This is a genomic window from Streptomyces flaveolus (assembly GCF_014648815.1).
Taxonomy (GTDB): domain Bacteria; phylum Actinomycetota; class Actinomycetes; order Streptomycetales; family Streptomycetaceae; genus Streptomyces; species Streptomyces flaveolus.
Genome location: NZ_BMRV01000003.1, coordinates 370,907 through 392,998, shown reverse-complemented (window position 1 = coordinate 392,998; position 22,092 = coordinate 370,907). Strand labels below are relative to the sequence as shown.

General features: G+C 71.1%; 22 protein-coding genes. 7 read left to right on the top strand and 15 right to left on the bottom strand.

Annotated elements, in window-relative coordinates:
* Window positions 1-48 precede the first annotated feature (48 nt).
* Window positions 49-237, top strand: coding sequence for a hypothetical protein (locus IEZ05_RS36245; RefSeq protein ID WP_229869675.1), 189 nt, complete (start codon window positions 49-51; stop codon window positions 235-237).
* A 75-nt stretch (window positions 238-312) separates the two neighbouring features.
* Here the strand turns inward: IEZ05_RS36245 and IEZ05_RS09525 are convergent, their stop codons facing one another.
* From IEZ05_RS09525 to IEZ05_RS09515, 3 genes are all read right to left on the bottom strand, one after another.
* Window positions 313-1,020: an SGNH/GDSL hydrolase family protein gene (locus IEZ05_RS09525; protein WP_189229572.1), complete on the bottom strand. Its 708-nt coding sequence runs from the start codon at window positions 1,018-1,020 to the stop codon at window positions 313-315.
* Window positions 1,017-1,487, bottom strand: a complete 471-nt coding sequence (locus IEZ05_RS09520; RefSeq protein WP_189229571.1) for a cupin domain-containing protein — start codon at window positions 1,485-1,487, stop codon at window positions 1,017-1,019. Before IEZ05_RS09520 ends, IEZ05_RS09525 begins: the two co-directional genes overlap by 4 nt.
* An 82-nt stretch (window positions 1,488-1,569) precedes the next feature.
* Window positions 1,570-2,406: an AraC family transcriptional regulator gene (locus IEZ05_RS09515; RefSeq protein ID WP_189229570.1), complete on the bottom strand. Its 837-nt coding sequence runs from the start codon at window positions 2,404-2,406 to the stop codon at window positions 1,570-1,572.
* 451 nt (window positions 2,407-2,857) lie between these two features.
* On the opposite strand from IEZ05_RS09515, the gene IEZ05_RS36240 reads away from it, so the two are divergent.
* Window positions 2,858-3,016, top strand: coding sequence for a hypothetical protein (locus tag IEZ05_RS36240; RefSeq protein WP_229869630.1), 159 nt, complete (start codon window positions 2,858-2,860; stop codon window positions 3,014-3,016).
* A 38-nt stretch (window positions 3,017-3,054) separates the two neighbouring features.
* The gene (locus IEZ05_RS09510; protein WP_229869629.1) at window positions 3,055-4,686 is read left to right on the top strand and encodes a serine/threonine-protein kinase; all 1,632 of its coding nucleotides are present in this window, start codon (window positions 3,055-3,057) and stop codon (window positions 4,684-4,686) included.
* A gap of 44 nt (window positions 4,687-4,730) precedes the next feature.
* On the opposite strand, the gene IEZ05_RS09505 is transcribed toward IEZ05_RS09510, so the two are convergent.
* The 3 genes from IEZ05_RS09505 to IEZ05_RS09495 all read right to left on the bottom strand — a co-directional run bounded on the left by IEZ05_RS09505 (window position 4,731) and on the right by IEZ05_RS09495 (window position 7,094).
* The gene (locus IEZ05_RS09505; protein ID WP_189229568.1) at window positions 4,731-5,978 is read right to left on the bottom strand and encodes a glycosyltransferase; all 1,248 of its coding nucleotides are present in this window, start codon (window positions 5,976-5,978) and stop codon (window positions 4,731-4,733) included.
* A 148-nt stretch (window positions 5,979-6,126) separates the two neighbouring features.
* The gene (locus tag IEZ05_RS09500; RefSeq protein WP_189229567.1) at window positions 6,127-6,447 is read right to left on the bottom strand and encodes a DMT family transporter; all 321 of its coding nucleotides are present in this window, start codon (window positions 6,445-6,447) and stop codon (window positions 6,127-6,129) included.
* Window positions 6,444-7,094 (bottom strand): FMN-dependent NADH-azoreductase, encoded by a 651-nt coding sequence (locus IEZ05_RS09495; RefSeq protein WP_189229566.1) that lies wholly within the window; start codon window positions 7,092-7,094, stop codon window positions 6,444-6,446. The genes IEZ05_RS09500 and IEZ05_RS09495 overlap by 4 nt, the downstream gene beginning before the upstream one ends.
* A gap of 108 nt (window positions 7,095-7,202) precedes the next feature.
* Here IEZ05_RS09495 and IEZ05_RS09490 point away from each other — a divergent pair, with 108 nt between their 5' ends.
* On the top strand, window positions 7,203-7,754 hold the full coding sequence (locus IEZ05_RS09490) for a TetR/AcrR family transcriptional regulator (RefSeq protein ID WP_189229565.1): 552 nt from the start codon (window positions 7,203-7,205) through the stop codon (window positions 7,752-7,754).
* A 152-nt stretch (window positions 7,755-7,906) separates the two neighbouring features.
* A complete protein-coding gene (locus IEZ05_RS09485) occupies window positions 7,907-8,938 on the top strand; it encodes an LLM class flavin-dependent oxidoreductase (RefSeq protein ID WP_189229564.1) in 1,032 nt (343 codons plus the stop codon).
* 58 nt (window positions 8,939-8,996) lie between these two features.
* On the opposite strand, the gene IEZ05_RS09480 is transcribed toward IEZ05_RS09485, so the two are convergent.
* The gene (locus IEZ05_RS09480) at window positions 8,997-9,902 is read right to left on the bottom strand and encodes an arginase family protein (protein WP_189229563.1); all 906 of its coding nucleotides are present in this window, start codon (window positions 9,900-9,902) and stop codon (window positions 8,997-8,999) included.
* A 69-nt stretch (window positions 9,903-9,971) separates the two neighbouring features.
* Window positions 9,972-10,760, bottom strand: a complete 789-nt coding sequence (locus IEZ05_RS09475; protein ID WP_189229562.1) for an SOS response-associated peptidase — start codon at window positions 10,758-10,760, stop codon at window positions 9,972-9,974.
* 333 nt (window positions 10,761-11,093) lie between these two features.
* On the opposite strand from IEZ05_RS09475, the gene IEZ05_RS09470 reads away from it, so the two are divergent.
* Together IEZ05_RS09470 and IEZ05_RS09465 are read left to right on the top strand one after the other, a co-directional pair.
* Window positions 11,094-12,290: a glycoside hydrolase family 64 protein gene (locus IEZ05_RS09470; protein ID WP_189229561.1), complete on the top strand. Its 1,197-nt coding sequence runs from the start codon at window positions 11,094-11,096 to the stop codon at window positions 12,288-12,290.
* Window positions 12,291-12,629: 339 nt separating this feature from the next.
* Window positions 12,630-13,796, top strand: coding sequence for an alanine--tRNA ligase-related protein (locus tag IEZ05_RS09465; protein ID WP_189229560.1), 1,167 nt, complete (start codon window positions 12,630-12,632; stop codon window positions 13,794-13,796).
* Between the two features lie 31 nt (window positions 13,797-13,827).
* Here IEZ05_RS09465 and IEZ05_RS09460 read toward each other — a convergent pair whose 3' ends face one another.
* The 7 genes from IEZ05_RS09460 to IEZ05_RS09430 form a co-directional block, all read right to left on the bottom strand.
* On the bottom strand, window positions 13,828-14,967 hold the full coding sequence (locus tag IEZ05_RS09460) for a hypothetical protein (RefSeq protein ID WP_189229559.1): 1,140 nt from the start codon (window positions 14,965-14,967) through the stop codon (window positions 13,828-13,830).
* A 164-nt stretch (window positions 14,968-15,131) separates the two neighbouring features.
* A complete protein-coding gene (locus tag IEZ05_RS09455; RefSeq protein WP_189229558.1) occupies window positions 15,132-15,695 on the bottom strand; it encodes a cysteine hydrolase family protein in 564 nt (187 codons plus the stop codon).
* 52 nt (window positions 15,696-15,747) lie between these two features.
* Entirely contained in the window at window positions 15,748-17,352 is a 1,605-nt protein-coding gene (locus IEZ05_RS09450) for a glycoside hydrolase family 13 protein (protein ID WP_189229557.1), read from the bottom strand.
* Between the two features lie 112 nt (window positions 17,353-17,464).
* Window positions 17,465-18,340, bottom strand: a complete 876-nt coding sequence (locus tag IEZ05_RS09445; RefSeq protein WP_189229556.1) for a carbohydrate ABC transporter permease — start codon at window positions 18,338-18,340, stop codon at window positions 17,465-17,467.
* A 16-nt stretch (window positions 18,341-18,356) separates the two neighbouring features.
* On the bottom strand, window positions 18,357-19,316 hold the full coding sequence (locus IEZ05_RS09440; protein WP_189229555.1) for a carbohydrate ABC transporter permease: 960 nt from the start codon (window positions 19,314-19,316) through the stop codon (window positions 18,357-18,359).
* A gap of 121 nt (window positions 19,317-19,437) precedes the next feature.
* The gene (locus tag IEZ05_RS09435) at window positions 19,438-20,853 is read right to left on the bottom strand and encodes an extracellular solute-binding protein (RefSeq protein WP_189229554.1); all 1,416 of its coding nucleotides are present in this window, start codon (window positions 20,851-20,853) and stop codon (window positions 19,438-19,440) included.
* Between the two features lie 176 nt (window positions 20,854-21,029).
* Entirely contained in the window at window positions 21,030-22,076 is a 1,047-nt protein-coding gene (locus IEZ05_RS09430; RefSeq protein WP_189229553.1) for a LacI family DNA-binding transcriptional regulator, read from the bottom strand.
* Window positions 22,077-22,092: the final 16 nt, after the last annotated feature.

Below are 22,092 nucleotides of genomic sequence, written 5' to 3'. Positions count from 1 at the left end.
CTGAACGGACACCGTGCTGTCGGCCAATTGCTGTTCGCAGAACCGGCGATGGCTGCCCGGAGGGCCCCGGTCCTCCTCGACAAGGGCAAGGACGGACGCGCCGTCCTCTCCCCGCCGGCCGGCGGACCGGCCCGGCTCGCCAACGCCGTGGCATCGAATTCGTCCGTGCTGCGCGAACTCCTCGACGAGGCGCACGCACACGGCCTCGGGACGCATCGCGGGCGGGCCGGCGCATGACCGCTGCCGCGCAGGCCACCGCCCCGCCGGCACCGAGGCAGAGATCCCTCCGTGGACCAGGGGGATGAACCTACGTCACACCAGACCGGCGTCGATGACCTCAGCGATGAGGGTGGCGCCGCGGCTGTTCTGGTGGATGTGGTCCGTCGTGAGCACGAGACCTCGCCGCCGCGAGATCGTGTCGAGGCTACGGCGCAGCACTGCGTGCTGGAGGAGGACGCCGACGGCCGCTGCGGGTGTCACCTCCTGGTAGGAAATCGGCGGCGGGTCCGCTTGGCGCAGTTCCTCGATCTGGCGTTCGTGGAGCGGAAGGTAGGCCACCTCGTTGGCGGCGGCGACCTCGGCGATCATCCGGCTGTACGCCTGCGATGCCTGTGCCGCTGCTCCGTCGAGTTGTTGGCCGAGTACCGGTAGCGACAGCAGACCGATCGTCGCGTCGGTCTCCGCTCGCAGGCGTGCGACGACGGCTCCCAGGCACTGTTGGAACCAGCCTGCCGACGGGCGATCGGGGAGCTGTTTGCGCTTCATGGCCTGCTCGACGGGGTAGCCGGCGAGGCTCGCTCGGGCGTCGTTGGTCCCGATCAACACGGTGATCACATCGGGTGGGTTCGTGACGACGGCATCGAGGCGCTGCAAGAGGTTGTAGGCGAAGTCGCCGTTGGCGCCGAAACGGGCCAGCTGCACGTCACCGGGAGGGTGGCGTCCTCCGAGAAGAGCCAGGTAGTCGACGCTGAACTGCGCGCGGGTGAGGCTGTCGCCGAGGCACGCGATGCGTGTCGTCACGGCGCTTCCTCCGGGCTGGGCGTGCCGACGCGTTCGGTCGGGCGGGTGTCGGTCCGAGGACGGTGGTCGGTGCCGAGGGTCGCAGTGATGGCCAGGATGGACGCCGGCCCCTCCATGTCGACCACGTGCCATACTCCGGCCGGGTTGATGGTGGCCTCACCCGGCCCGAGCAGAACGCGGTCGAACACCCCGTCCACGTCGCGGGTGACCGTCACGGACCCGCTGAGGCACACGACCAGTTCGTCGCCCGCAGGGTGGCTCTCCCAATGGTCGCCGAGCCCGTCGCCGTCGAAGATCATCACCATCCGGCCCTCGGCGCCGTCTGCCGCGACCGCGGCGCCGTAGGCCTGGAGCACCTCTGGGTTCCAGGTGAAACCTTCGACGGGGGTCGCTCTCGATCCCAGTCCGAGGTGCACGGGGGTGTTCCGCAGGTCCACGGCATTGCGTTCGTTGTTCACGAGTCTCATGCCGACGATCGTCCACGACAGCGATCGGGCGGTCTTGAAGAAAAGGGAAGAGAAGCCGACGCGACGGGCAGGTGGTGGGCGGCTATCCGGCTCCGAGGAGGACTTCGCTGCGACGCCAGGCCGTCGGCGATCGGCCCGTGAACTCGCGCCAGTCCCGAACGAGATGGGCCTGGTCGGCATAGCCGGAAACGGCTGCCACATCGCCCCACGGGAGCGGGTCCGGCGCCGCCGCCAGTTCGTGCGCGTGCTCGAAGCGCAGGACTCGGGCCAAGGTCTTCGGCGACAGGCCCACCTCACCGCGAAACCGCTCGGTGAGGTACCGACGACTCCAGCCGAGTTCCGCGGCGACCGCACCCACCTGGACGCAACCCCGCGCGGCCACGAGGCGGCGCCACGCCTCGGCCACCTCGGGGCGCACCGAGCGCACATGGTCTCCGCAGGCGCCACGGCCGACAGCGCGGAGGAGCAATTCGTCCAGCGCGGTGAACCGCGCCGCCCAGGTTGTCGCCGATCGGAGCCGGTCGACCAGCTCGACGGCAAGTCCTCCGAGGAGCTCGTCGAGTGGGACCAGTCGGTGGGCGAGCTCGGCGGCGGGCATGCCGTAGACGGCCCGGGCCCCGAGCGGTGTCAGCGCTACCTGAACACCTTGCTGGCGTCCGTCGTGGTGAATGGCGACCGACCGACTCATCAGACCGCCGGCCACGCTGCCGAATCGGGTGACCGGTGACCCGTCGTCAACGCCCGCCGCCACCTCCAAAGGATCTGACAGGCTGATCACCGCAGTGAGCGCGCGGCTCGGCGGGCCGCAGTGCACCCCCGCCGGGAGCCCGCGGAGGTCGAAGCCGACATACGAGTCGACGTACTGCCGCAAGGCGGGCGCCGGACGTGCACCGATCCCGATGACCGTGTGGTCCTCCATCTTCGTCAGTGTACGAGCCGCCCAGCCCAGGAAGTTCTCCATTCAAGGACTGCTCACCGCCGTTTTTTGCGGCTGGTGACGCGGTTACCGGCACTCCATTACGCGCCGGACGGGATCCAACAGGTCCTCGGAATGGTCGTGGACCACCTGGCGCAAGGACCGGCCGTGCCAAGGGGCCGGCGGCAACCTCCCTTGCCGAGGCAGCGGGCGAAGGCGCGTCCGCCGGACACCAGTGGCCTTGCCGTGCCGTCAGCCCGTTCTCCTTCCCCCAACACACAGCCGTCGTCCGCCTACACCGTGGGTATGAGGCGTCGCGGCCCTGCCACGCCCGTTGCAGAACGCCGTACACCCTCCGGTTGACGACGCCGGCGTCTCGGACTCCTACGCTCGGCTGGCCGGATGCGAGGCCATGGTCTGCTCGCCACCACGCCGGCGGAAGGGGGGATCGCTCATGGACCTGGTTCTGATCATGGTGTGGATCGGTCTGCCGTTCGTCGGCTTCCTCGGCATCGTCGTGCTGGTGGGCGTGTTGCTGTGGAAGTTCGGCGGCGGCGACGGTGGGCGCGGCCCGGGCGGCGGTTTCACCGGCGGTGGCTCGGCGGGCTTGTGACGCATGAGGTCCGAGAGGTGACGAAGGATGGGAGCAAGGTGAGCAGCCGGAGTCGGCATGAAGAGCCTACGAGTTACGGACTTCAGCCGCCGGCGGCGGCACCCGCGGCCGGTGACGAGGACGCTGCGGGGGGTGGGCACGAAGCGACGGCCGTCCGGCCGCCGCACGTACGCACCGGGACCGGAGCGGACCGGCAGGCGGGCGCGGGCCGGCTGGTCGGGGGCCGCTACCGGCTGCTGGAACGGCTCGGCGCCGGCGGGATGGGCACGGTGTGGCGGGCCCGGGACGAGGTCGTCGAACGCGACGTCGCCATCAAGGAACCGCAGGTTCCGGAGAACCTGGGGGCAGCCGAGCGCCGTACGGCCTTTCTGCGGATCGAGCGTGAGGCACGGGCGGCTGCCCGTATCGACCACCCGTCGGTCGTGACCATCCACGACGTGGTCAGTGAAGCGGGCCGGCCCTGGATCGTGATGGAGCTGCTGCGCGGAAAGTCCCTGGCCGAGCTTCTGGACGAGGGCACCCTGGCCCCGGCGGAGGCCGCCCGGATCGGGCTGGCGGTCCTCGGCGCCCTCGCCGCGGCCCATGAGGCGGGAGTGCTGCACCGCGACGTGAAGCCGGGCAACGTGATGGTCGGCCGCCACGACCGGGTGGTCCTCACCGACTTCGGGATCGCGCAGGTCGAGGGTGAGCAGAAACTCACCGAGACCGGCGCCTTCATCGGCTCGCCCGAGTACATCGCTCCCGAGCGGGTCCTGGGCCGCCGTCCCGGTCCGGAGTCCGACCTCTGGTCGCTCGGCGTCATGCTGTACCTGGCCGTGGAGGGGGTTTCTCCGTTCCGCCGCCAGACCACTGCCTCCACGCTGCAGGCCGTTCTCCTGGCCGAGCTTCCGCCCCCGCAGAACGCGGGAGAACTCACCGGACTGATCACCGGGCTGCTGCGCAAGGAACCGGAAGGCCGCCTGACCGCCCAGGCCGCCCAGCCGCTGCTGCACACGCTCACCCTCCCCGTCCCGCCCCCACCCCCGAGGCACCCGCCCGTCGCAGCGCCCGGACGTGCCGCCGCCGCCCAGCGCCCGGTCTGGCGCAGGCACCCCCGGATGTCCGTCGCGGTGGCCGCGGTGGCGGCCCTCGCGGTCACGGCTGCCACCGTGGTGCTGACGGACCAGGACGACGTGCCGGCCGGGTGGAAGCGGTACGACGAGTACCGGATGAATCTGTCCGTGGCCGCACCTGCCGACTGGACCATCACCACCGAGGACAGCCTGGGCACGGAGGACGGGCCCTACCGCGGTACGCGTTACACCTCCCCCAAGGGGGACATGTCCTTGCTGGTCGACCGCAAGGAAAAGGTCACCGAGACCCCGCGGGCCGTCGCCGAGCGCTGGAAGAGCGAGCACGAGGCCGCTGTCCCGCCCAACGGCGGCTCACCGAGCGTCGCCACCATCGAGTCGACCACCCACCAGGGCCGGGACGCGGCCGTCATCACCGAGTCCTACAGCGAGAACAGCGACGGGACCCCCCGCCGTCTCAGCAAGGTCCTCATCGTCACCACCTCGGGGCAGGAACGCCTGACCCTCGGGTTCAACCTGCCCGACGGCAAGACGGCACGCAAGACCGCCGACGACCTGCTCACCAAGGCTCGGGCGACCTTCCGGATCCGCAACCTCTGAGTCGCCTCACGGCGTCGTCGCGCCGAACGCCCCTGACGCCCGTGTCACCGGCCGAGGCGGGTCAGCGCGGTCAGTACGGGAGCCGCTCCGTCCTCGGTGGCCAGGTGGTCGGCGATGCGGGCGGTACGAGCCCGGAAGGAGGGGTCGTCGACGGCGCGGCGCAGAGCGTCGGCCAGAAGGCGCGCGGTCAGCCGCCGGTGCGGGAGATAGGTGGGCGCACTTCCCAGGGCGACGAGCCGGGCGGCCCAGAAGTACTGGTCGAGTTGGCCGGGCACGGGTACGGCCGGCACTCCCGCCCGCAGGCCGGCTGCCGTGGTGCCCGCACCGGCGTGGTGAACCACGGCGGCCGAGCGGGGGAGGATCCAGTCGTGCGGCACCTCGGAGACGGTGAGGACGTTGTCGCCCTCGACGCGCAGCCCGCTCCAGCCCGATTGCACGATGCCCCGCAGATCCGCTGTCCGCAGGGCCTCGGCGACGAGCGCGCTCAGTGCTGTCGCGTCCGTACCGGCGAAGCTGCCGAAGCTGACGAAGACGGGTGCGGGGCCCGCACGCAGGAAGTCGACGATCCGGCTGTCGGGACGCCATCCGGTGGGTCTCGGTGGCCACCAGTAGCCGCTTACTCGCAGGTCTGCGGGCCAGTCAGACGGTGGCGGCACCACCGCGGGACTGAAGCCGTGGTAGATCACCTTGCTGCGGGGGGCACGTCCGGTGGCGCCTCGGTGCCGTCGCGGCAGGTGCAGCTGCCGGCGCAGCCGGGTCACAGCGGGTGCGAAGGCATGACTGGTGAGCGAGCGCAGCGCGTGGGCGGCGAGCAGGTTGCCCTGTGGTCCGAGCGAGCGGAAGCCGCTCAGTGCGAGAGGTGCGAACGCCGCGGTGGGTGCCGTCGGCTGAAGGTACGCACCCATACAGGGCACGCGCAGGGCCTCGGCGACGGGCGTGCACAGGGGGTCTGCGAGGGACGAGGCCAGCAGGACGTCCGCGTCCTGACGCGCCGCCTCCAGCATCCCGTCCGTCAGGCGGGGCAGGAACGACCGGAAGTGCCGCACTGCCCTGCCCAGCTTCAACGGCGCGGTCGCGGCGCGGGCGAGGCGTCTGCCGTCGGGTGACCGCATCTCCTGCCAGGGATCGGCCGGGAGGGGACGGTGGTGCAGCCCGTGTGTCAGGACGGCCTGCGCGAAGCGCTGATGGGTGGACAGAGCCACTTCGTGACCGGCCGCCTTCAGCCGTAGCCCCAGTCCGAGGTAGGGAGCCACGTCGCCCCAGGTCCCCACCGTGACAATCAGTACGCGCATGCAACGGAGTATGACCACGCGACGGATGTTGCCGGTGGTGCCACGTCGACACGTACTCCCGGAAGGGCACCCGGTGTCCCGGCGCGTGCCCTGGGTGCCGGGCGGGCCGCTCCGGACGGGCGGGCCGACCGGAGCGGCGGCACGGCCCTCACTCGGCCGATGTGGCCCGCGCGAGGGCCACGCCCGCGATGATGAGGGTCAGGGCGGCGATGCGGCCGACACCGACCGGGTCCTTGTGGACGACGATGCCCAGCACGATCGCGCCGACCGCGCCGATCCCCGTGAACACCGCGTACGCCGTGCCTACCGGCAGGTCCCGCATCGCCAGGGACAGCAAGTAGACCGCCAGGGCGGCGAGAAGGAAACAAACCAGGGTCGGCAGCGGCCGGGTGAAGCCCATGGTGGGCTTGATGCTCTGCGACCAGGCCACCTCCACCCCGCCGGCGGCCAGCAGCAGGAGCCAGCTCACAGCTCTCCCCCGAGCTTCCGGGCGGCGGCGAGGGCGGCGGTGCGGGACTCGTCGTGCTGGGCGCGCCGGCCGGCCAGGGCCGGATCGACACGGGAGTTGACCAGCTCGGTGCCGACGAAGGTGACGTTTTCGACGGCGTAGTGCCCGAGGAAGAAGTCCCGCAGATAGCGCTCCTGGTGGTCGTACGGGTGGCGCGGCGTGCCGGGGCCGTACGCGCCGCCGCGGGCCTGGGCGACGACGAAGCGCCGCGGGGCCAGGTTCATCTTCGGGAAGGTCACCTGGTCGATCCACGCCTTGAGGGACGCGGGTATCGAGAAGTTGTACATGGGCGCGGCGATCAGGACGACGTCCGCGGCGAGGAGCTCGGACAGCAGGGGTTCGATCACGTCCCAGGCCGCGGACTGGGCCGGGGTGCGCACGGCCTCCCGGTAGCGGTGGGGGTCGGTGATCCCGTGCTCCAGCACGTGGTCGCACAGCTCGGTCCACGCCTGGTCGATGAAGGGGACGGGGTCGAGCGCGAGGTCGCGGTGGAGGTAGGTGCCGTCCGGGTGCGCCTCCCGCCAGGCGCCGGCGACGGTGTCGCCGAGCTCGCGGCTGAAGGAGGTGCGGCGGGCGCTGGCGTCGAGGTGGAGCAGGGTCGTGCGCATGGATGTGCCTCCCGGCTGGTAAGTGGACGCGGTGTCCATTTATAGCATCCGAGGACGGTCACCGGACGTGGCGTCCACTTATTCCGTGGACGGCTTAGAGTGGGTTCCGTGACCAAGGAACGTGCCGATGCCGCCCGGAACCGGCAGAAGGTGCTCGCCGCCGCAGCCGAGCTGTTCGCCGGGAAGGACCCGCGGGGCGTCACCATGGAGGACATCGCCCGAGCCGCCGGCGTCGGTCGCGGAACGCTGTACCGGCGCTACCCGGACGTCTCCTCCATCGCCACCGCGCTGCTGGACGAACACGAGAAGTCCCTCCAGCACGAGTTGCTCCAGGGTGCCGCGCCGCTGGGGCCGGGGGCGCCGCCCCGCGAGCGGCTGGCCGCCTTCTTCGCCGCCATGATCGAGCTGCTGGAACGGCACGCCCATCTGGCACTCGCCGCCGAGACCGGCGCCGGGCGGTACGCCACGGGCGCCTACGGCTTCTGGCGCGCTCACGTCCTGGTGCTCCTGCGCCAGGCAGGCGCGGCCGACCCCGACGCCATGGCGGACATCCTGCTGGCCCCGCTGGCCCCCGACGTCTTCACGCACCAGCGCCGGCAGGGCATTTCGACGGCCCGGATGACGGCGGCCCTCACCGACCTCGCCCGCGTCGTCGCTTGACCCCGCGTTCTCGTCGCGGGTGTTGCGTTCTCGTGAACACCCGGGCGAAAGACGTTCCCCAGGGCCCGCCCCGCGGGGAAGAGGGAGCATGATCCGTCTGTTGAGAGGTGTCAGGCCCGTCGCGGGCGCCGGTCGGGGGAAGTCGGGTGGAGATGAGTGGCAGGGCGCTGAAGAGGCTCGGGTTCCTCACGATCGGGCTGTTCGACGAGGACGATCCGGGGCGCGGGCACGAGGACACGCTGCGCATGCTGGAGCTGGGCGAACGGCTCGGCTACGACAGCGCGTGGGTGCGCCACCGCCACCTCCAGTACGGGATCGCCTCACCGGTCGCGGTGCTCGCGGCCGCGACCCAGCGCACGAGCCGCATCGAACTGGGGACCGCGGTCACGCCGTTGGGGTGGGAGAACCCCCTGCGCCTCGCCGAGGACTGGGCGACCGTGGACATCCTGTCCGGAGGACGCCTCAACCCCGGGGTGAGCACCGGACCGCCGACGCACTACGAGCGGGTGAGGGACGCCCTGTACCCCGACACCGCCGAGGCCGAGGAGTTCGGCTACGCGCGGGTGCGGCGCCTGCTCGACCACGTCGCGGGTGAGCCGGTCACGGACTTCCGCGGCACGGAGGGCATCGAGACCTGGTCCGACCGCGTACAGCCCCACTCCCCCGGCCTGCGGCGGCGGATGTGGTACGGGGGCGGCAGCCTGCGGTCGGCCCGCTGGGCCGGGGAGAACGCGATGAACCTCCTCACCAGCAGTGTGGTCAAGGCCGAGGGACCCGAAGTGGATGCCGGAGCCGAGGACTTCGCCGCGATCCAGCTCTCCCACATCCGGGCCTTCCGAGCGGCGCACCCCGAAGGGGAGGCCGCACGGGTCTCCCAAGGGCTCGTGGTGATCCCCACCGACTCCGCCGACGCCGCGCAGCGCGCCAGGTACGAGGAGTACGCCGCGCGGCGGCTGCCCCGCACCAGGCGCCCGCAGGGCCCGGCCCGCCTGCTGTTCGCCCCGGACCTCGTGGGCCCGTCCGAGTGGATCGCGGAGCGTCTGCGGGCCCACGCGGCGTTCCGTGAGGTGGAGGAGGTGGCCTTCGCGCTGCCGTTCACCTTCGGCCCGGAGGACTACGAGCAGATCCTGACCGACATCGCCGGCCGGCTCGGTCCCGCGCTGGGCTGGAAGCCAACGGTCTGACGGCCCCGGTGCCGGACGTGCGGCGGAGCCGGCCCCGGCCGTGTCCGGGCCACGCGTCTCAGTCGGTGGTGAAGGCGGCGACCACCAGGTCGGTCAGGAGGGTGCCGGCGCTGCCGTCGGGGTCGAGGTCGGGGTCGTAGATGGTGATGTTGATCCCCACGCAGTGCGGGGACCGGACGAGCGGGCGCAGCAGGGCGGTGAGTTCGCCGGGCAGCAGGCCGTCCGGGTCGGGGCTGTCGACGGCGGGCATGACCGACGGGTCGAGGACGTCGGCGTCCAGGTGCACCCAGAAGCCGTCGAGGACGTCCGCGGCGAGGTCGGCGGCTGTTGCGGCGCCGAGGTCGGCCGGGTCGGTGCGGCGCAGGTCGGACACGGTGGTGACGGGGACGCCCAGCCCGCGCAGTTCGGCGACGTCCACGTCGTCCACGAAGGCGTCCCGGGTGCCGAAGAGCCGGACGTCCTCGTCCCGGAGGTAGGGCCGGAGCCCTTCGAGGTCGGTGAGGTCGTCCTGCCCGCGTCCGGTCGCGAGGGCGAGTTCCTCGCCGCCGGCCGCGCCGATCCGGTCGGAGGTGCCCGGATGGCGAAAGTCGGGAGAGGCGTCGATCGAGGCGAGTCCGTACCGGCCGAGGCGGCGCAGGGCCAGCGCGGCACCGAGTTGGATGGAGCAGTCCCCGCCGAGGACGAGGGTGAAGTGCCCGGCGGACACCTGCGCCTCGATGCGGTCGGCGAGGGTGCGCGTGTAGGCGGCTATCGCCCGCGCGTTGAAGACGCCGTCGCCCTGCTGCCAGTCACCCCGGTCGTAGCGGGGCGGCACGACGACGCCCCCTTCGAGGGCGCCGAGCCTGCTGACGATGCCGTTGTCCCGCAGTGCGCCGGCCAGCTTGTAGCAGCCGGGCACGGTGCCGGGTGCCGGAGGACGCAGACCGAGGTTGGAGGGGGCGTCCATGACCATGATGTTCCGCATGGGGCCATCGTCGCCGCCGGGTGCGTGTCCTTCAATGGATCGTGGTCCTCACCGGGGCGCGACCCCCGTTCATGGGGCGGGGTCCGACCCGGGAGGAGCGGCCTTCCCGGTTGCCGGGGCGGTGACTGCCTCGACGAGTTGCGGGCCGTCGTTGCGGACGTTGTTGACGGCCGTGGAGACGGGGCGGGCGTCGAGCCGTCCGCCGGCGGGCTGTTCGAGGAGGTCGCGCAGTGCGCCGGTGTCCTGGCGGGCGGGGTCGAGCCAGGCGTCGTAGTGGTCCTCGGCGACGGCCAGGGGCATGCGGGGATGGACGCGTCCGGCGGCGTCGGTGGCCTCGGTGGTGATGATGGTGCAGGTCATCAGCCAGGCCGACGGGTCGTCGTCGTGCCCGGTGTCCGGGTCGCGCCAGTACTCGTACAGCCCGGCCAGGGCCATCACCCGGTCGTCCTCGGAGTGGATGAAGTAGGGCTGCTTGCGGATCTTCCCCGTCCCCGGGTCCTCGATCCGCTGCCACTCGTAGAAGCCGTCGGCGGGCAGGAGGCAGCGGCGCCGGGCGAACGCGGTGCGGAACGCCGGTTTCTCGTGGACGGTCTCCACCCGGGCGTTGATGAGCCGGGCGCCGATCTTCGTGTCACGGGCCCACGACGGCACCAGGCCCCAGCGCAGCGTCCGCAGTTGCCGTGTCGCCGACGCGCCGGCGGACGCCTCCCGCGGGGCGCGTTCGAGAACGGCCCACACCTCGTCGGTCGGCGCGACGTTCCAGCTCGGCGCCAGGGGGTCGCCGAGGTCCCGGTCGGTGATCCGGAACCGCCGGGCGAGGTCTTCGGGGCTGCGAGTGGATACGTACCGGCCACACATGGGGCCACTGTCGCACCCTCGGTGCCTTCCGCGACCGCACGGACCGTCGTGTCGGAGGCCGGGTGTCGCCCCGTCCCGGGGCGCGCACGGCTTCCGCGGGGTCCGCCGCCGGGCCGGGGCGGCTCCCGTCCGCGCCCGGCGCCACGCTAACCGAGCAAGCACCCGATCCCCCGCCGACGCGACGCTCCCGGCACGCGTCCGGGCAACGCCCGCCGCCGGTCTTACCGCGAGCACGATCCCCAGCCGTTGACATGCACGCGGCGTGGCGGCACGCTGAGAGCGCTCTCACACACTGGTACGGACCATCCCCCCACACCCGCACGGAGGTGGAGAGTGCTGTCATCCCTCAAGCACGGACTTCTCGCCGTGGCCGGCGCCATCGGTTTGACCGGCGCCCTGCTCACGGCCGCCCCCGCACCGTCCGCAAGCGCCGCGGTGCCCGACACCATCCCCCTGACGATCACCAACGACTCCGGTCGCGGCGACGCCGTCTACGTCTACACCCTCGGCACGTCCCTGACATCGGGTCAGCAGGGCTGGGCGGACGCCGCAGGCACTTTCCACGCCTGGCCCGCCGGCGGCAATCCCCCGACTCCCGCCCCTGACGCGTCCATCCCCGGACCGGCCGCCGGGCAGACCAAGACCATCCGCATCCCCAAACTGTCGGGACGCATCTACTTCTCCTACGGCCGCAAGCTCGACTTCGGGCTGACCACGGGCGGCCTGGTGCAGCCGGCCGTGCAGAACCCGAGCGACCCGAACCGCGACACCCTGTTCAACTGGTCCGAGTACACACTCAACGACTCCGGTCTGTGGCTCAACAGCACACAGGTCGACATGTTCTCGGCGCCGTACTCCGTCGGCGTGCAGCGTTCCGACGGCGGCGTGATCACCACCGGCAGACTCAAGCCGGGCGGCTACCGCGGGGTATTCGACGCACTGCGCGCGCAGCCGGGTTGGTCGGGCCTGATCCAGACGCGGTCCGACGGCACCGTCCTGCGGGCGCTGTCGCCGCTGTACGGCCTGGAGGCCGGGGCCCTGCCCGCCTCCGTCCTGAACGACTACATCGACCGCGTCTGGCGGAAGTACACCACGAACACGCTGACGGTCAGCCCGTTCGCCGACCAGCCGGGCACCAGGTACTTCGGGCGCGTCGTGGGCGGCGTCATGAACTTCACGAACAGCGCCGGGGCGGTCGTGACGAGCTTCCAGAAGCCCGACGCGTCCAGCGTCTTCGGCTGCCACCGGCTCCTGGACGCTCCCAACGACGCGGTGCGCGGCCCGATCTCGCGGACGCTGTGCGCCGCGTTCAACCGCTCGACGCTGCTGAGCAACCCGAACCAGCCGGACACTTCGGCGGCCGGCTTCTACCGGGACTCGGTGACCAACCACTACGCGCGGATCATCCACGAACGGACCAGCGACGGGAAGGCGTACGCGTTCGCCTTCGACGACGTGGGCAACCACGAGTCGCTGGTGCACGACGGCAGCCCCGCGCAGGCGCGGCTGACCCTCGCCCCGTTCGACTGACCACACCGGCCTTCGGGTGGACGGCCCGTGCTCTTGTACCAGGGCACGGGCCGTTGCGCGCCGCGTGACCGTTCCGTGGGGCCCCGCGGGAAATTCACGTGCCGGAAGGGATGGGGGGTCGTACGCTGGTCGGTATGAACGTCACCGGCCGAAGCATCTTCGCGACCGCGCGAGCGACCAGCTCGCCGGTTGCCGCCGCCTGACCTTCTCCCCTCCCCACCGGCGACCGGAAACGGCCCGTCGGTGGTCACGTGGCGTTCCGCCGCCCTCGTCTCGGTACGACGACCCCCGGTCCCGTTCTCCGGTGCCTTCCCGCAGCCACGCGAAGGAGTCACCCCCATGGACACCGAGCAGATCGTCCGCACGTTCGTCGAGTACTACGAGGAGCGGGATCACCGCCGGATCGGCGGCTCGACGCTGCTGCCCCCGCCCGGTGACCCGGTGCTGTTCACCACCTCGGGCATGCATCCGCTCACCCCGTACCTGGAGGGCCGCGCCCATCCGCTGGGCCGGCGGCTGGTCAACGTGCAGCGCTGTCTGCGCACCACGGACCTGGAGGAGGTGGGCGACAGCACGCACCTGACGGTCTTCGAGATGCTCGGCACCTGGTCACTGGGCGACTACGAGGGCACGCGCAGCCTCGACTGGGGCCACCGGCTGCTCACCGAGGGCTTCGGCGTCGACCCCGGCCTGCTGCACGCCACCGTGTTCGGCGGTGACGAACGGGTCGGCCCGGACACCGCCTCCCTGGAGCTGTGGCAGGAGCGCGGCGTCCCCGTGGAACTCACGGTGGAGGACAACTGGTGGTCCAACGGGCCCGTCGGCCCGTGCGGACCCGACTCGGAGATCTTCCTGTGGACCGGTGACACCCCGCCCCACTCGACGCCCACCCGCGATCCCCGCTGGGTGGAGGTGTGGAACCACGTCATGATGCGCCACCGCCGGCTCGACGACGGCCGTATCGTGCCGCTCCCCCAGCGCAACGTCGACACCGGGCTCGGCCTGGAGCGGCTGGCCTCGCTGCTGCAGGGCAAGTCATCGGTGTTCGACTGCGATGTGTTCGACCCCTGGCGGCGTCTGGTGCCCGGCCTGTGGTCACTGGACGAGCCGTCGTTCCGCCTGGTCTGCGACCATCTGCGGTCGGCCGTCGTGGTCATCGGCGACGGGGTCCGCCCGGCCGCCACCGGACAGGGCTATGTGCTGCGGCGCCTGGTGCGGCGGGTGCTCACCGTGCTGTGGCGGGACGATCCGTCGCGCCGGCTGGAAGACCTGCCCGACGAGCTGGTCTCGCACACCCTGGGCCACTTCCGGCAGACCGGCGACCCCGCCGCCGTACGCCGGATGCTGGTCGAGGAGGAGCGGCGGTTCGCCCGGCTGCTGGAGCGGGGCCGGCAGGTCCTGGCCCGTCCCCGCTTCCGGGGTCCGCTGGACGACGAGGACTTCCACTACCTCCACGACACCCACGGCCTGCCGCGGGACCTGGTGATCGGCCTGCGGCAGGGGTGACGGAGGCAGCGGCCCGCGCGGACCCCTCGGTTCACCGGGCCGCTCCGTCACTGGTGCGGAGGTCCGCGACCGGCGGGACCGTCCAGCGGGTGCGGTCGGGGATGCGGGCGTTGGCACGGGAGGCGGCGAAGGGGGCGTCGACGAGGGCCACGGCGGCAATGAGGCCGAGCCAGGCGCTCGTCGCGCCGGAGACCATGTCGAGGAGCAGCGGGGTCAGGGCCGCCACCGCCACCGCGAGGCGCAGATACATGCGGCCGTGGACAGCCGCCCGGAAGGCGGGGCGGGGAGGGAGCGTGCGGGCCGCCAGACCGGGCACGGTGGGGCGCAGGTTCGCCGGATCGGTGAGGTAGCGGTCGGTGAAGTCGATCGCCGCGTAGCCCCAGATCATCTCGCCGGTCTCGGCGACGATGGCCACGGGGTACGCCGGAGGGCCCTGTCGGCGTGCCACCGCGAGGACCGACTCCCAGCGTTCCGGCCACATGATCCAGACGTGCTCGCCCTTGAACCTGGCCCCGAAGTGGGAGAGTTCGCCGACGGTGCTCCGGCCGAAGAGTCCCGGGAGCAGGCCCTGGACGCCGTACCACTTGCCGTGCTCGTCGCGGACCTTCAGCATCCGGGCGATCTCCGGCGTCGGGTCGATGAGCTTGGGGTTGTCCTCGTCCACGATCCGCGCCCATTCCGCGCCTGCCGACGTGAAGCGGACGGCGAAGACCCGGCCGGACTTCGCGTCCTGGGCGAGGAGCCGGTGGCGCTCGGGCAGCGTGCGGGCCAGCAGCTTCCACAGCACCGGGACGAAGAGCAGGACCCAGACGACCAGCGGGAAGGCCCCGAGGCCCAGGAAGGCGTCGTTCACCTCGCCGTCGGCGGCGAAGCGGTATGCGGCGAACGGGGCGACCGCCGCGAGCAGCATGCCCACGACCGCGTACCAGTCCACCGGGTTCCGGGGCAGCACGGACGGCAGGCCGTTCCCCTGCCGCGGGCCGGGGGCGGGTACGGGCTCCCCGCGGGTCGCGACGGCCCACCCTCCGGCGCACACCGCACCGGCGGCGAGCGCGGCCAGCACGTCCCAACGGGCCCCGTCGGCCCGGTCGTACACCAGGCAGAGGGCGACGGCGACGGCGGCGCAGCCGAACGCGGCGGCGCGCAGGGCTTCGGTGGCGGTACGGCTCACAGGGCGGGATCTCCCGGTCGGTCCGGCGGGGACGGAAACGGCGAACGGGGTCGTACTGCCGTTCGCCGTTTCCAGACCCGCGCGGTGACCGGAAGGTTGTACGGACTCGGCCGAGGCCGTCGGGCAGGTTGCTGCGAAGGTCCTCAAGGCGGGCGGCGCCCGCGCTACGGCGCTGCGACGGCCTTGAGCCAGTCCTCGACGCCGACGACGTCCGCCCATTGCGGGAACAGCTTCTCGACGAGCATCCGGTGCACCTCGGGGTCGGTGTCGAGGCAGGCGTCCGCCAGGACCGTGAGGCCGTAGTCCAGGTCGATGGCGCTCCACAGGGTGGACAGCACCACGGCGCTGGTGGCGATGCCGGTGAGAACGAGGCTGTCGATGTCGCGGGCCCTGAGGACCAGGTCGAGGTCGCTGCCCGAGAACGCGCTCCCCCGTCTCTTGGTGACCACGACGTCGCCCTGCCGGGGTGCGATGTCGTCATGGATCTCGGTGCCTGGGGCACCTTCGGTGAACAGGCCGGCCCGCAGGACGTTCGCCATCACCTTGTTGCGCGGGCTGACTTCCGGATCTCCCGGCCGTAACGACATCGCCACGTAGATCACGGTGATGCCGGCGGCTCGGGCCCCGTCGATCGCCCTGCGCAGGCGGGGCAGGTATCCGGAACCGTCGTCGGCGATGGCCACGACGTCCCGTTGGACGTCCATCACCAGAAGTGCGCTCTTCGTCATGCTCGCCGTCCCTCTCTCGGTCGGAGGTCGGGAGCAGTCTGCTGGAAAGCCGTCAGGTCCGCAGCCACACCGCCGTGTCGCGCGGCAGCATGCCGTCGGGTTCGAGCGGGCCGCTGGCCAGCAGGACCTGCTCGTGCGCCGGCAGGCCGGCCGGTGCGTCGGACAGGTTGACCACGCAGACCAGACCGTCCGTCCGGCCGAAGGCCAGAACGCCCTCCGCGGCGGGCAGCCAGGTCATGGGGCCGTCGCCGAAGCCGTTGCCCGCCCGGCGCAGCACCAGGGCCTCCCGGTACAGCGTGAGCATCGACTCCGGGTCGGCGAGCTGCCGGTCGACCGCGTAGCGGGCCCAGTCACCGGGTTGCGGCAGCCACGGCTCCGTAGCCGAACCGAAGCCCCACCAGGGGGCCGTGGCCGTCCACGGCAGCGGCACTCGGCAGCCGTCGCGTCCCGGATCGGTGCCGCCGGAGCGGAAGTGCATCGGGTCCTGGATGCGGTCCAGGGGGATGTCGGCTTCCGGCAGCCCCAGTTCCTCGCCCTGGTAGAGGTAGACCGAGCCGGGCAGGGCCAGGGTCAGCAGGGCGGCGGCGCGTGCCCTGCGCGTGCCGAGCGCCAGGTCGGTCGGGGTGCCGAACGCCTTGGTCGCGAAGTCGAAGCCGGTGTCGGTGCGGCCGTAGCGGGTGACGGTCCGGGTGACGTCGTGGTTGGCGAGGACCCAGGTGGCGGGGGCGCCCACGGGAGCGTGCTCGGCGAGCGTCGAGTCGATGGTGGCGCGCAGGCGGTCGGGGTCCCAGGGGCAGGTGAGGAAGGTGAAGTTGAAGGCGGTGTGCAGTTCGTCGGGGCGCAGGTAGCGGGCGAAGCGTTCCGCGTCGGGCAGCCAGACCTCGCCGACGAAGACGCCGCCGTACTCGTCGGCGATCGACCGCCAGGCGCGGTAGATGTCGTGGATCTCGTCCTGGTCGATGTACGGGTGGGGGTCGACGCCCTCCTCGAAGTCGGCGAGCGCCGGGTCCTTGACGAGCAGGGCCGCGGAGTCGATGCGCACGCCGGCGACACCTCGGTCGAACCAGAAGCGGAGGATGTCCTCGTGCTCGCGGCGGACGTCGGGGTTGGCCCAGTTCAGGTCGGGCTGCTCGGGGGTGAACAGGTGCAGGTACCACTCGCCGTCCGGCACCCGTGTCCAGGTGGCCCCGGAGAACTGCGAGGGCCAGTCGTTGGGCGGGAGTTCGCCGTTCTCGCCCCGGCCGGGCCGGAAGTGGAAGCGTTCCCGTTCCGGGCTGCCGGGGCCGGCGGCGAGGGCGGCGCGGAACCAGGCGTGCTGGTCGGAGACGTGGTTGGGGACGATGTCGATGATGACCCGGATGCCGAGTTCGGCGGCGTCGGCGATCAGCTTCTCGGCGTCGTCCAGGGTGCCGAACGCGGGGTCGATGGTGCGGTAGTCGGCCACGTCGTAGCCGCCGTCGATCAGGGGGGAGGCGTACCAGGGGGTGAACCAGACGGCGTCGATGCCGAGAGCGGCGAGGTAGGGCAGTCTCGCCCGGACGCCCGCGAGGTCCCCGGTGCCGTCGCCGTCGCCGTCGGCGAAGCTGCGTGGGTACACCTGGTAGATGACGGCGTCCCGCCACCAGTCGTCGGTGCGGGGCGGAAGAGGGGCTGCCACGGGTGCGGTCCTTTCGGGCAGGGTGGGTCTTCGCCGCCGGCCCGGAAGCGGGGCGTCGGACGGACCGGCGGCGAAGGCTTGGGAGGGGGCGTGCTGCGGGGCCGGGGAAGGATCAGCCCTTGAGTCCGCCGGCGGTGAGCCCGCTCATGATGTTGCGCTGGAAGATCAGGAAGATCAGCAGCGTCGGCAGTGAGGCGATGGTGAGCGCGGCGATCAGCACGTTCGTCGGTACGCCGTTGGAGAGCGAGTAGATGCCAACGTTCAGGGTCTGCATGGCCGGGTCGGGCAGGGTGAGCATCGGCCAGAGGAAGTCCTTCCAGACCCCGACGATCGCGAAGATGGAAACGACGCCGAGGATCGGGCGGGAGATCGGCAGGACGATCGACCGGAGGGTGCGCAGCGGACTCGCGCCGTCCATGGCGGCCGCGTCCAGCAGTTCCTTGGGGATGGAGTCGAAGAACCGCTTCAGCAGGAAGATGTTGAACGCGTTCGTCACGGACGGCAGCCAGATGGCCCACGGGGTGTTGAGCAGGTTGCGTTCGACGACGGGCACGTCGAGCACGGTGAGGTACTGGGGGACGACGAGGACGGTCGCGGGGATCATCAGCGTCGCCAGCATCGCCCCGAGGACGGCCTTGCCGAAGACGGGGCGGAGTTTGGAGAGGGAGTACGCCGCGGCGACGTCGAGGACGAGTTGGAAGGCCAGGGCGCCGAACGCGTAGTACAGGGTGTTGAACAGCAGCCTGGCCAGGTCCATGACCTCCCAGGCCCTGGAGTAGTTGTCCGGTGCGAACGAGCCGGGGACGAGCGTCGGCGGGGTCTGGACGACCTCCTGCGTGTCCTTGAAGCCACTGGAGACCATCCAGTACAGCGGGCCGAGGAAGACGAGGGTGAAGCCCGCGACGACGACGGCGAACGTCACCCAGTAGACGGCCTTGCCGCGGGGCCTGGCGAGCTGGGCCGGTGAGATGAGCGTGCGTGTGGACATGCTGGGACTCCGGTTCCTACTCGTTCTCGGCGCGGTTGAGCTTGACGTACGCTGCCGAGAACCCGGCGAGTATGACGAGCAGGAGCAGCCCCAGGGCTGCCGCGGCACCGTAGTTGTTGAAGTTGAAGGCGTACTGGTAGATGAGGTAGACGACCGTGGTGGTGGAGCCCTCGGGGCCGGCTCCGCCGGTGAGCAGGAAGGGCTCGACGAAGACCTGCATGGTGGAGATGATCTGCATCAGCAGCATCAGGGACAGGATGAGGCGCGTCTGCGGGATGGTCACGTGCCAGATCTTGCGGAGCACCCCGGCCCCGTCCAGCTCCGCCGCCTCGTAGAGCTCGCCGGGGATCCCCTGGAGGGCGGCGAGGTAGATGAGGGCGGCGCCTCCCATGTTCATCCAGGTGGAGGCGATGACGATCGAGAGCATGGAGGTGTCCGGGTCCTGGAGCCACTGCTGCTCGGGCAGGCCGAAGAAGCCGAACAGTTCGTTGAGCAGTCCGTACCCCGGGTCGTACAGGTACTTGAACAGCAACACCGACGCGACGGGCGGGAGCATCACCGGCAGGTAGACGAGCAGCCGCAGGTATCCCTTGCCGTGCCGGAACTCGTTGATGACGAGGGCGACGACGAACGGCACGGCGAAGCCGAGGACCAGGGCGAGGACGGTGAACAGCAGGGTGTTGCGCCACGCCTGCCAGAACGCCGGGTCGTTGAAGACGGTGGTGAGGTTGTCCAGCCCCACCCAGCTGACCTCGCCGCTGTCCGTCTTCTGGAAGGCGAGGAAGAACTCGCGGACCATCGGGTACCACGAGAACACGGCGAAGCAGAGCACCGCGCCGATCAGGAATCCGTGGGCCGTGAGGTTGCGCCGCAGGCTCTTGGCGAAGCGGCCGCCCGGGGGCACGGGGTCCGCCGCGCGCGGCGGGGTGCGGCGGTGGCTGGCCGCCTTGTTCGGGGTCACGCTGGGGGCCGACATCGTCGCTCCTTGACGCTGGTCTGCCGGGGCGTCGCCCCGGATGCCACAGGTGGTCCGGTCCGCGCCGCCCGGGGGGCGGCGGTGTCCGGCGGGGCGGCGCCGCCGCCCCGCCGGGATGCGCTCACTGGTTGGCGAGGACCTGGTCGACCTGGCTCGCGGCCGTGTCCAGCAGCTTGTCGATGTCGGCGTCCTCGTTGGTGAGGATTCCGGACATCACGTTGTCGAGGACCTTGTAGATCTCCTGGGCCTTCGGCGGCTCGGCCTTGCCGGCGACCGGGTTGTCCATGAACGCCTTGAAGTTCTCGACCGGCATCGTGGCGTGCTCGACCCGGGCCGCGTCGTCCTTCGTCTTCGACTCGTTCAGCCAGAAGTTGGGCTGCGGCAGACCGACCGGCAGCTTGTCGGTCTTCTTGCGGGCCCAGTCGAACTGCCCCTTGCCGACGGTCAGGTTCTCGAAGTTCAGCCAGGCGATGGCCGCCTTGATCTTGTCGGCGGAGATCCCCTTCTTGATCATGTAGTTGTTGCCGCCGGCGAGGGTGTTCTTCTCGCCGGGGATCGGGCCCATGCCGAAGTTCTCGTAGTCCGCTCCGAGTTGCTGGACCATGTACGTGATGTCGTCGGGGGCGGCGAGGAACATGCCGAGCTTGTCGGTGGCTATCTGCTTCTGGAGGTCACCCCACTTGAGCAGCTGGGTCTTGCCCATGCTGTCGTCCTCCCAGCGCATGGCGTGGAGGTTCTCTGCGACCTGCCTGCCCAGCTCGTTGTCGAACGCCGCCTTCTTGCCGCTCGCGTCGACGATGTCGCCGCCGAGGCTGTACATCTGGGCGGTGAAGTGCCAGCCGCCGGTGTTGCCGGCGCTGTACTCGCCGAAGCCGGCGATGCCGTCGCCCAGGCCGGCGATCTTCTTGGCTGCGGAGCGGACCTCGTCCCAGGTGCGCGGCGGGGCGTCCGGGTCGAGGCCGGCCTTCTCGAACAGCTTGCGGTTGATCAACAGGCCCATCGTGTAGTTGCTGGTGGGCAGGCCGTAGAGCTTGTTCTCGTGCGTGAGCGAGCCGAGGACGTTCGGGTCGATGTCCTTGAGGGCCGGGACGCTCTTGTCGTTGACGTACGCGGTGATGTCCTCGGCGCCGTCGTTGTCGAGCACTTGGGGCAGGTCGGTGAAGTACGTGTAGAAGACGTCGGGCTGCGACTTCGCCTTCAGCATCGCCGTGAAGCGCGGCGGCTCCAGGCACTGGCCGGGGGTGGAACGGCCCTCGACGGTGACGTTCGGGTAGGTCTTGTTGAACTCCTTGACGTCCTCCTTCCACTCCTTCAGCTCGGCCGCCTTCGCCGCCGGCGGCATGCAGTCGATGGTGATCGTCACCTTGGTCTTCGGGTCCAGCGGCGCAGCCGGGTCGGAGGACCCGCTGCCGCTGCCGTCGGAACCGCCGTCGCCGCTGCTGCTCGTGCCGCAGGCGGCCAGAGCGGTCAGCGTGAGAGCGGAGACGAGCGTGATGACGCCGGCACGACGCGTACGGCGGAACCGAGCACTTCTCATGGGTGGTCCCCTTCGGGCATGAACGAGGAAGGCGCCCCATCGCCGATGCGTTGTGGGGCGCCGCTCACTCAACCACCACGCACAAGTGAACGCAAGATCTCACGCTGATTTCGTAATTGTTTGACAACTGATCGGGAGACGCGGACGGAGGCGGCCCGCAACCGGACAAAACACCGTCAGGCGTCGACAACGAGGTCCGCGACGACCGGGGCGGTCGCGGCCCGCAAGCCGGCCGCCTGCGCGGTCGACGCCCGAACGACGAGTTCCGGTTCGAACAGCAGCTCACTGTGGGGCACGTCGCTGCCCTGGATCTGATGGGCCAGCAACTCGACCGCGGCGCGCCCCATCGCCTCGATCGGCTGGCGCACCGTGGTCAGCGGCGGCTCGGTGCACGTCATGAAGGCGGAGTCGTCGTACCCCACCACGGACACGTCCTCCGGCACCCTCAGGCCCCGCCTGCGGGCCGCGCGGACCGCTCCGAGGGCCAGGGGGTCACTGGCGCACACGATGCCCGTCACCCCGGCGTCCAACAGTCGCGAGGCCGCCGCCTGGCCGCCCTCCAGGGAGAACATCGACCGCTGCACGAACTCGTCGGGCAGGAAGCCGCCGGCGGCCTCGGCGGCCGCCCGGAGCCTGCGACGGGAGGGGATGTGGTCGGAGGGCCCGAGCACCAGCCCGATCCGCTCGTGGCCGAGCGAGACGAGATGGCGCCAGGACTGCTCGGTCGCCACCGCGTCGTCGCACGCGACGCTCGGGAAGTCGAGCCCCTCGATCGCCGCGTTCATCAGGACGACGGGGATGCGGCGCTGGGCCAGCAGCCGGTAGTGCTCGTGCGGCGCGTCCGCCTGCGCGAACAGCCCGCCCGCGAAGATCACGCCGGAGACCTGCTGCTGGAGCAGCAGCTCGACGTAGTCGGCCTCCGAGACGCCCCCCTTCGTCTGCGTGCACAGCACCGGCGTCAGCCCCTGCTGGGCCAGCGCGCTGCCGATCACCTCGGCGAACGCAGGGAAGATCGGGTTCTGCAGCTCGGGCAGCACCAGGCCCACCAGGCGGGCCCGTTCCCCGCGCAATTGCGTCGGACGTTCGTATCCCAGGACGTCCAGCGCCGTCAGCACCGACTGCCGTGTCGCCTCCGACACCCCCGGCTTGCCGTTGAGGACCCGGCTGACCGTGGCCTCGCTGACCCCAACCTTCTTCGCCACTTGAGCAAGTCGTCGCGTCATAAACGCAAGCGTAGCG

Coding starts and splice junctions, on each gene's coding strand:
- IEZ05_RS36245 (WP_229869675.1), top strand. CDS start 49: ATGGCTGCCCGGAGGGCCCCGGTCCTCCTCGACAAGGGCAAGGACGGA.
- IEZ05_RS09520 (WP_189229571.1), bottom strand. CDS start 1,487: ATGAGACTCGTGAACAACGAACGCAATGCCGTGGACCTGCGGAACACC.
- IEZ05_RS09515 (WP_189229570.1), bottom strand. CDS start 2,406: ATGGAGGACCACACGGTCATCGGGATCGGTGCACGTCCGGCGCCCGCC.
- IEZ05_RS36240 (WP_229869630.1), top strand. CDS start 2,858: ATGGACCTGGTTCTGATCATGGTGTGGATCGGTCTGCCGTTCGTCGGC.
- IEZ05_RS09505 (WP_189229568.1), bottom strand. CDS start 5,978: ATGCGCGTACTGATTGTCACGGTGGGGACCTGGGGCGACGTGGCTCCC.
- IEZ05_RS09495 (WP_189229566.1), bottom strand. CDS start 7,094: ATGCGCACGACCCTGCTCCACCTCGACGCCAGCGCCCGCCGCACCTCC.
- IEZ05_RS09485 (WP_189229564.1), top strand. CDS start 7,907: ATGAGTGGCAGGGCGCTGAAGAGGCTCGGGTTCCTCACGATCGGGCTG.
- IEZ05_RS09480 (WP_189229563.1), bottom strand. CDS start 9,902: ATGCGGAACATCATGGTCATGGACGCCCCCTCCAACCTCGGTCTGCGT.
- IEZ05_RS09475 (WP_189229562.1), bottom strand. CDS start 10,760: ATGTGTGGCCGGTACGTATCCACTCGCAGCCCCGAAGACCTCGCCCGG.
- IEZ05_RS09465 (WP_189229560.1), top strand. CDS start 12,630: ATGGACACCGAGCAGATCGTCCGCACGTTCGTCGAGTACTACGAGGAG.
- IEZ05_RS09455 (WP_189229558.1), bottom strand. CDS start 15,695: ATGACGAAGAGCGCACTTCTGGTGATGGACGTCCAACGGGACGTCGTG.
- IEZ05_RS09445 (WP_189229556.1), bottom strand. CDS start 18,340: ATGTCCACACGCACGCTCATCTCACCGGCCCAGCTCGCCAGGCCCCGC.
- IEZ05_RS09440 (WP_189229555.1), bottom strand. CDS start 19,316: ATGTCGGCCCCCAGCGTGACCCCGAACAAGGCGGCCAGCCACCGCCGC.
- IEZ05_RS09435 (WP_189229554.1), bottom strand. CDS start 20,853: ATGAGAAGTGCTCGGTTCCGCCGTACGCGTCGTGCCGGCGTCATCACG.
- IEZ05_RS09430 (WP_189229553.1), bottom strand. CDS start 22,076: ATGACGCGACGACTTGCTCAAGTGGCGAAGAAGGTTGGGGTCAGCGAG.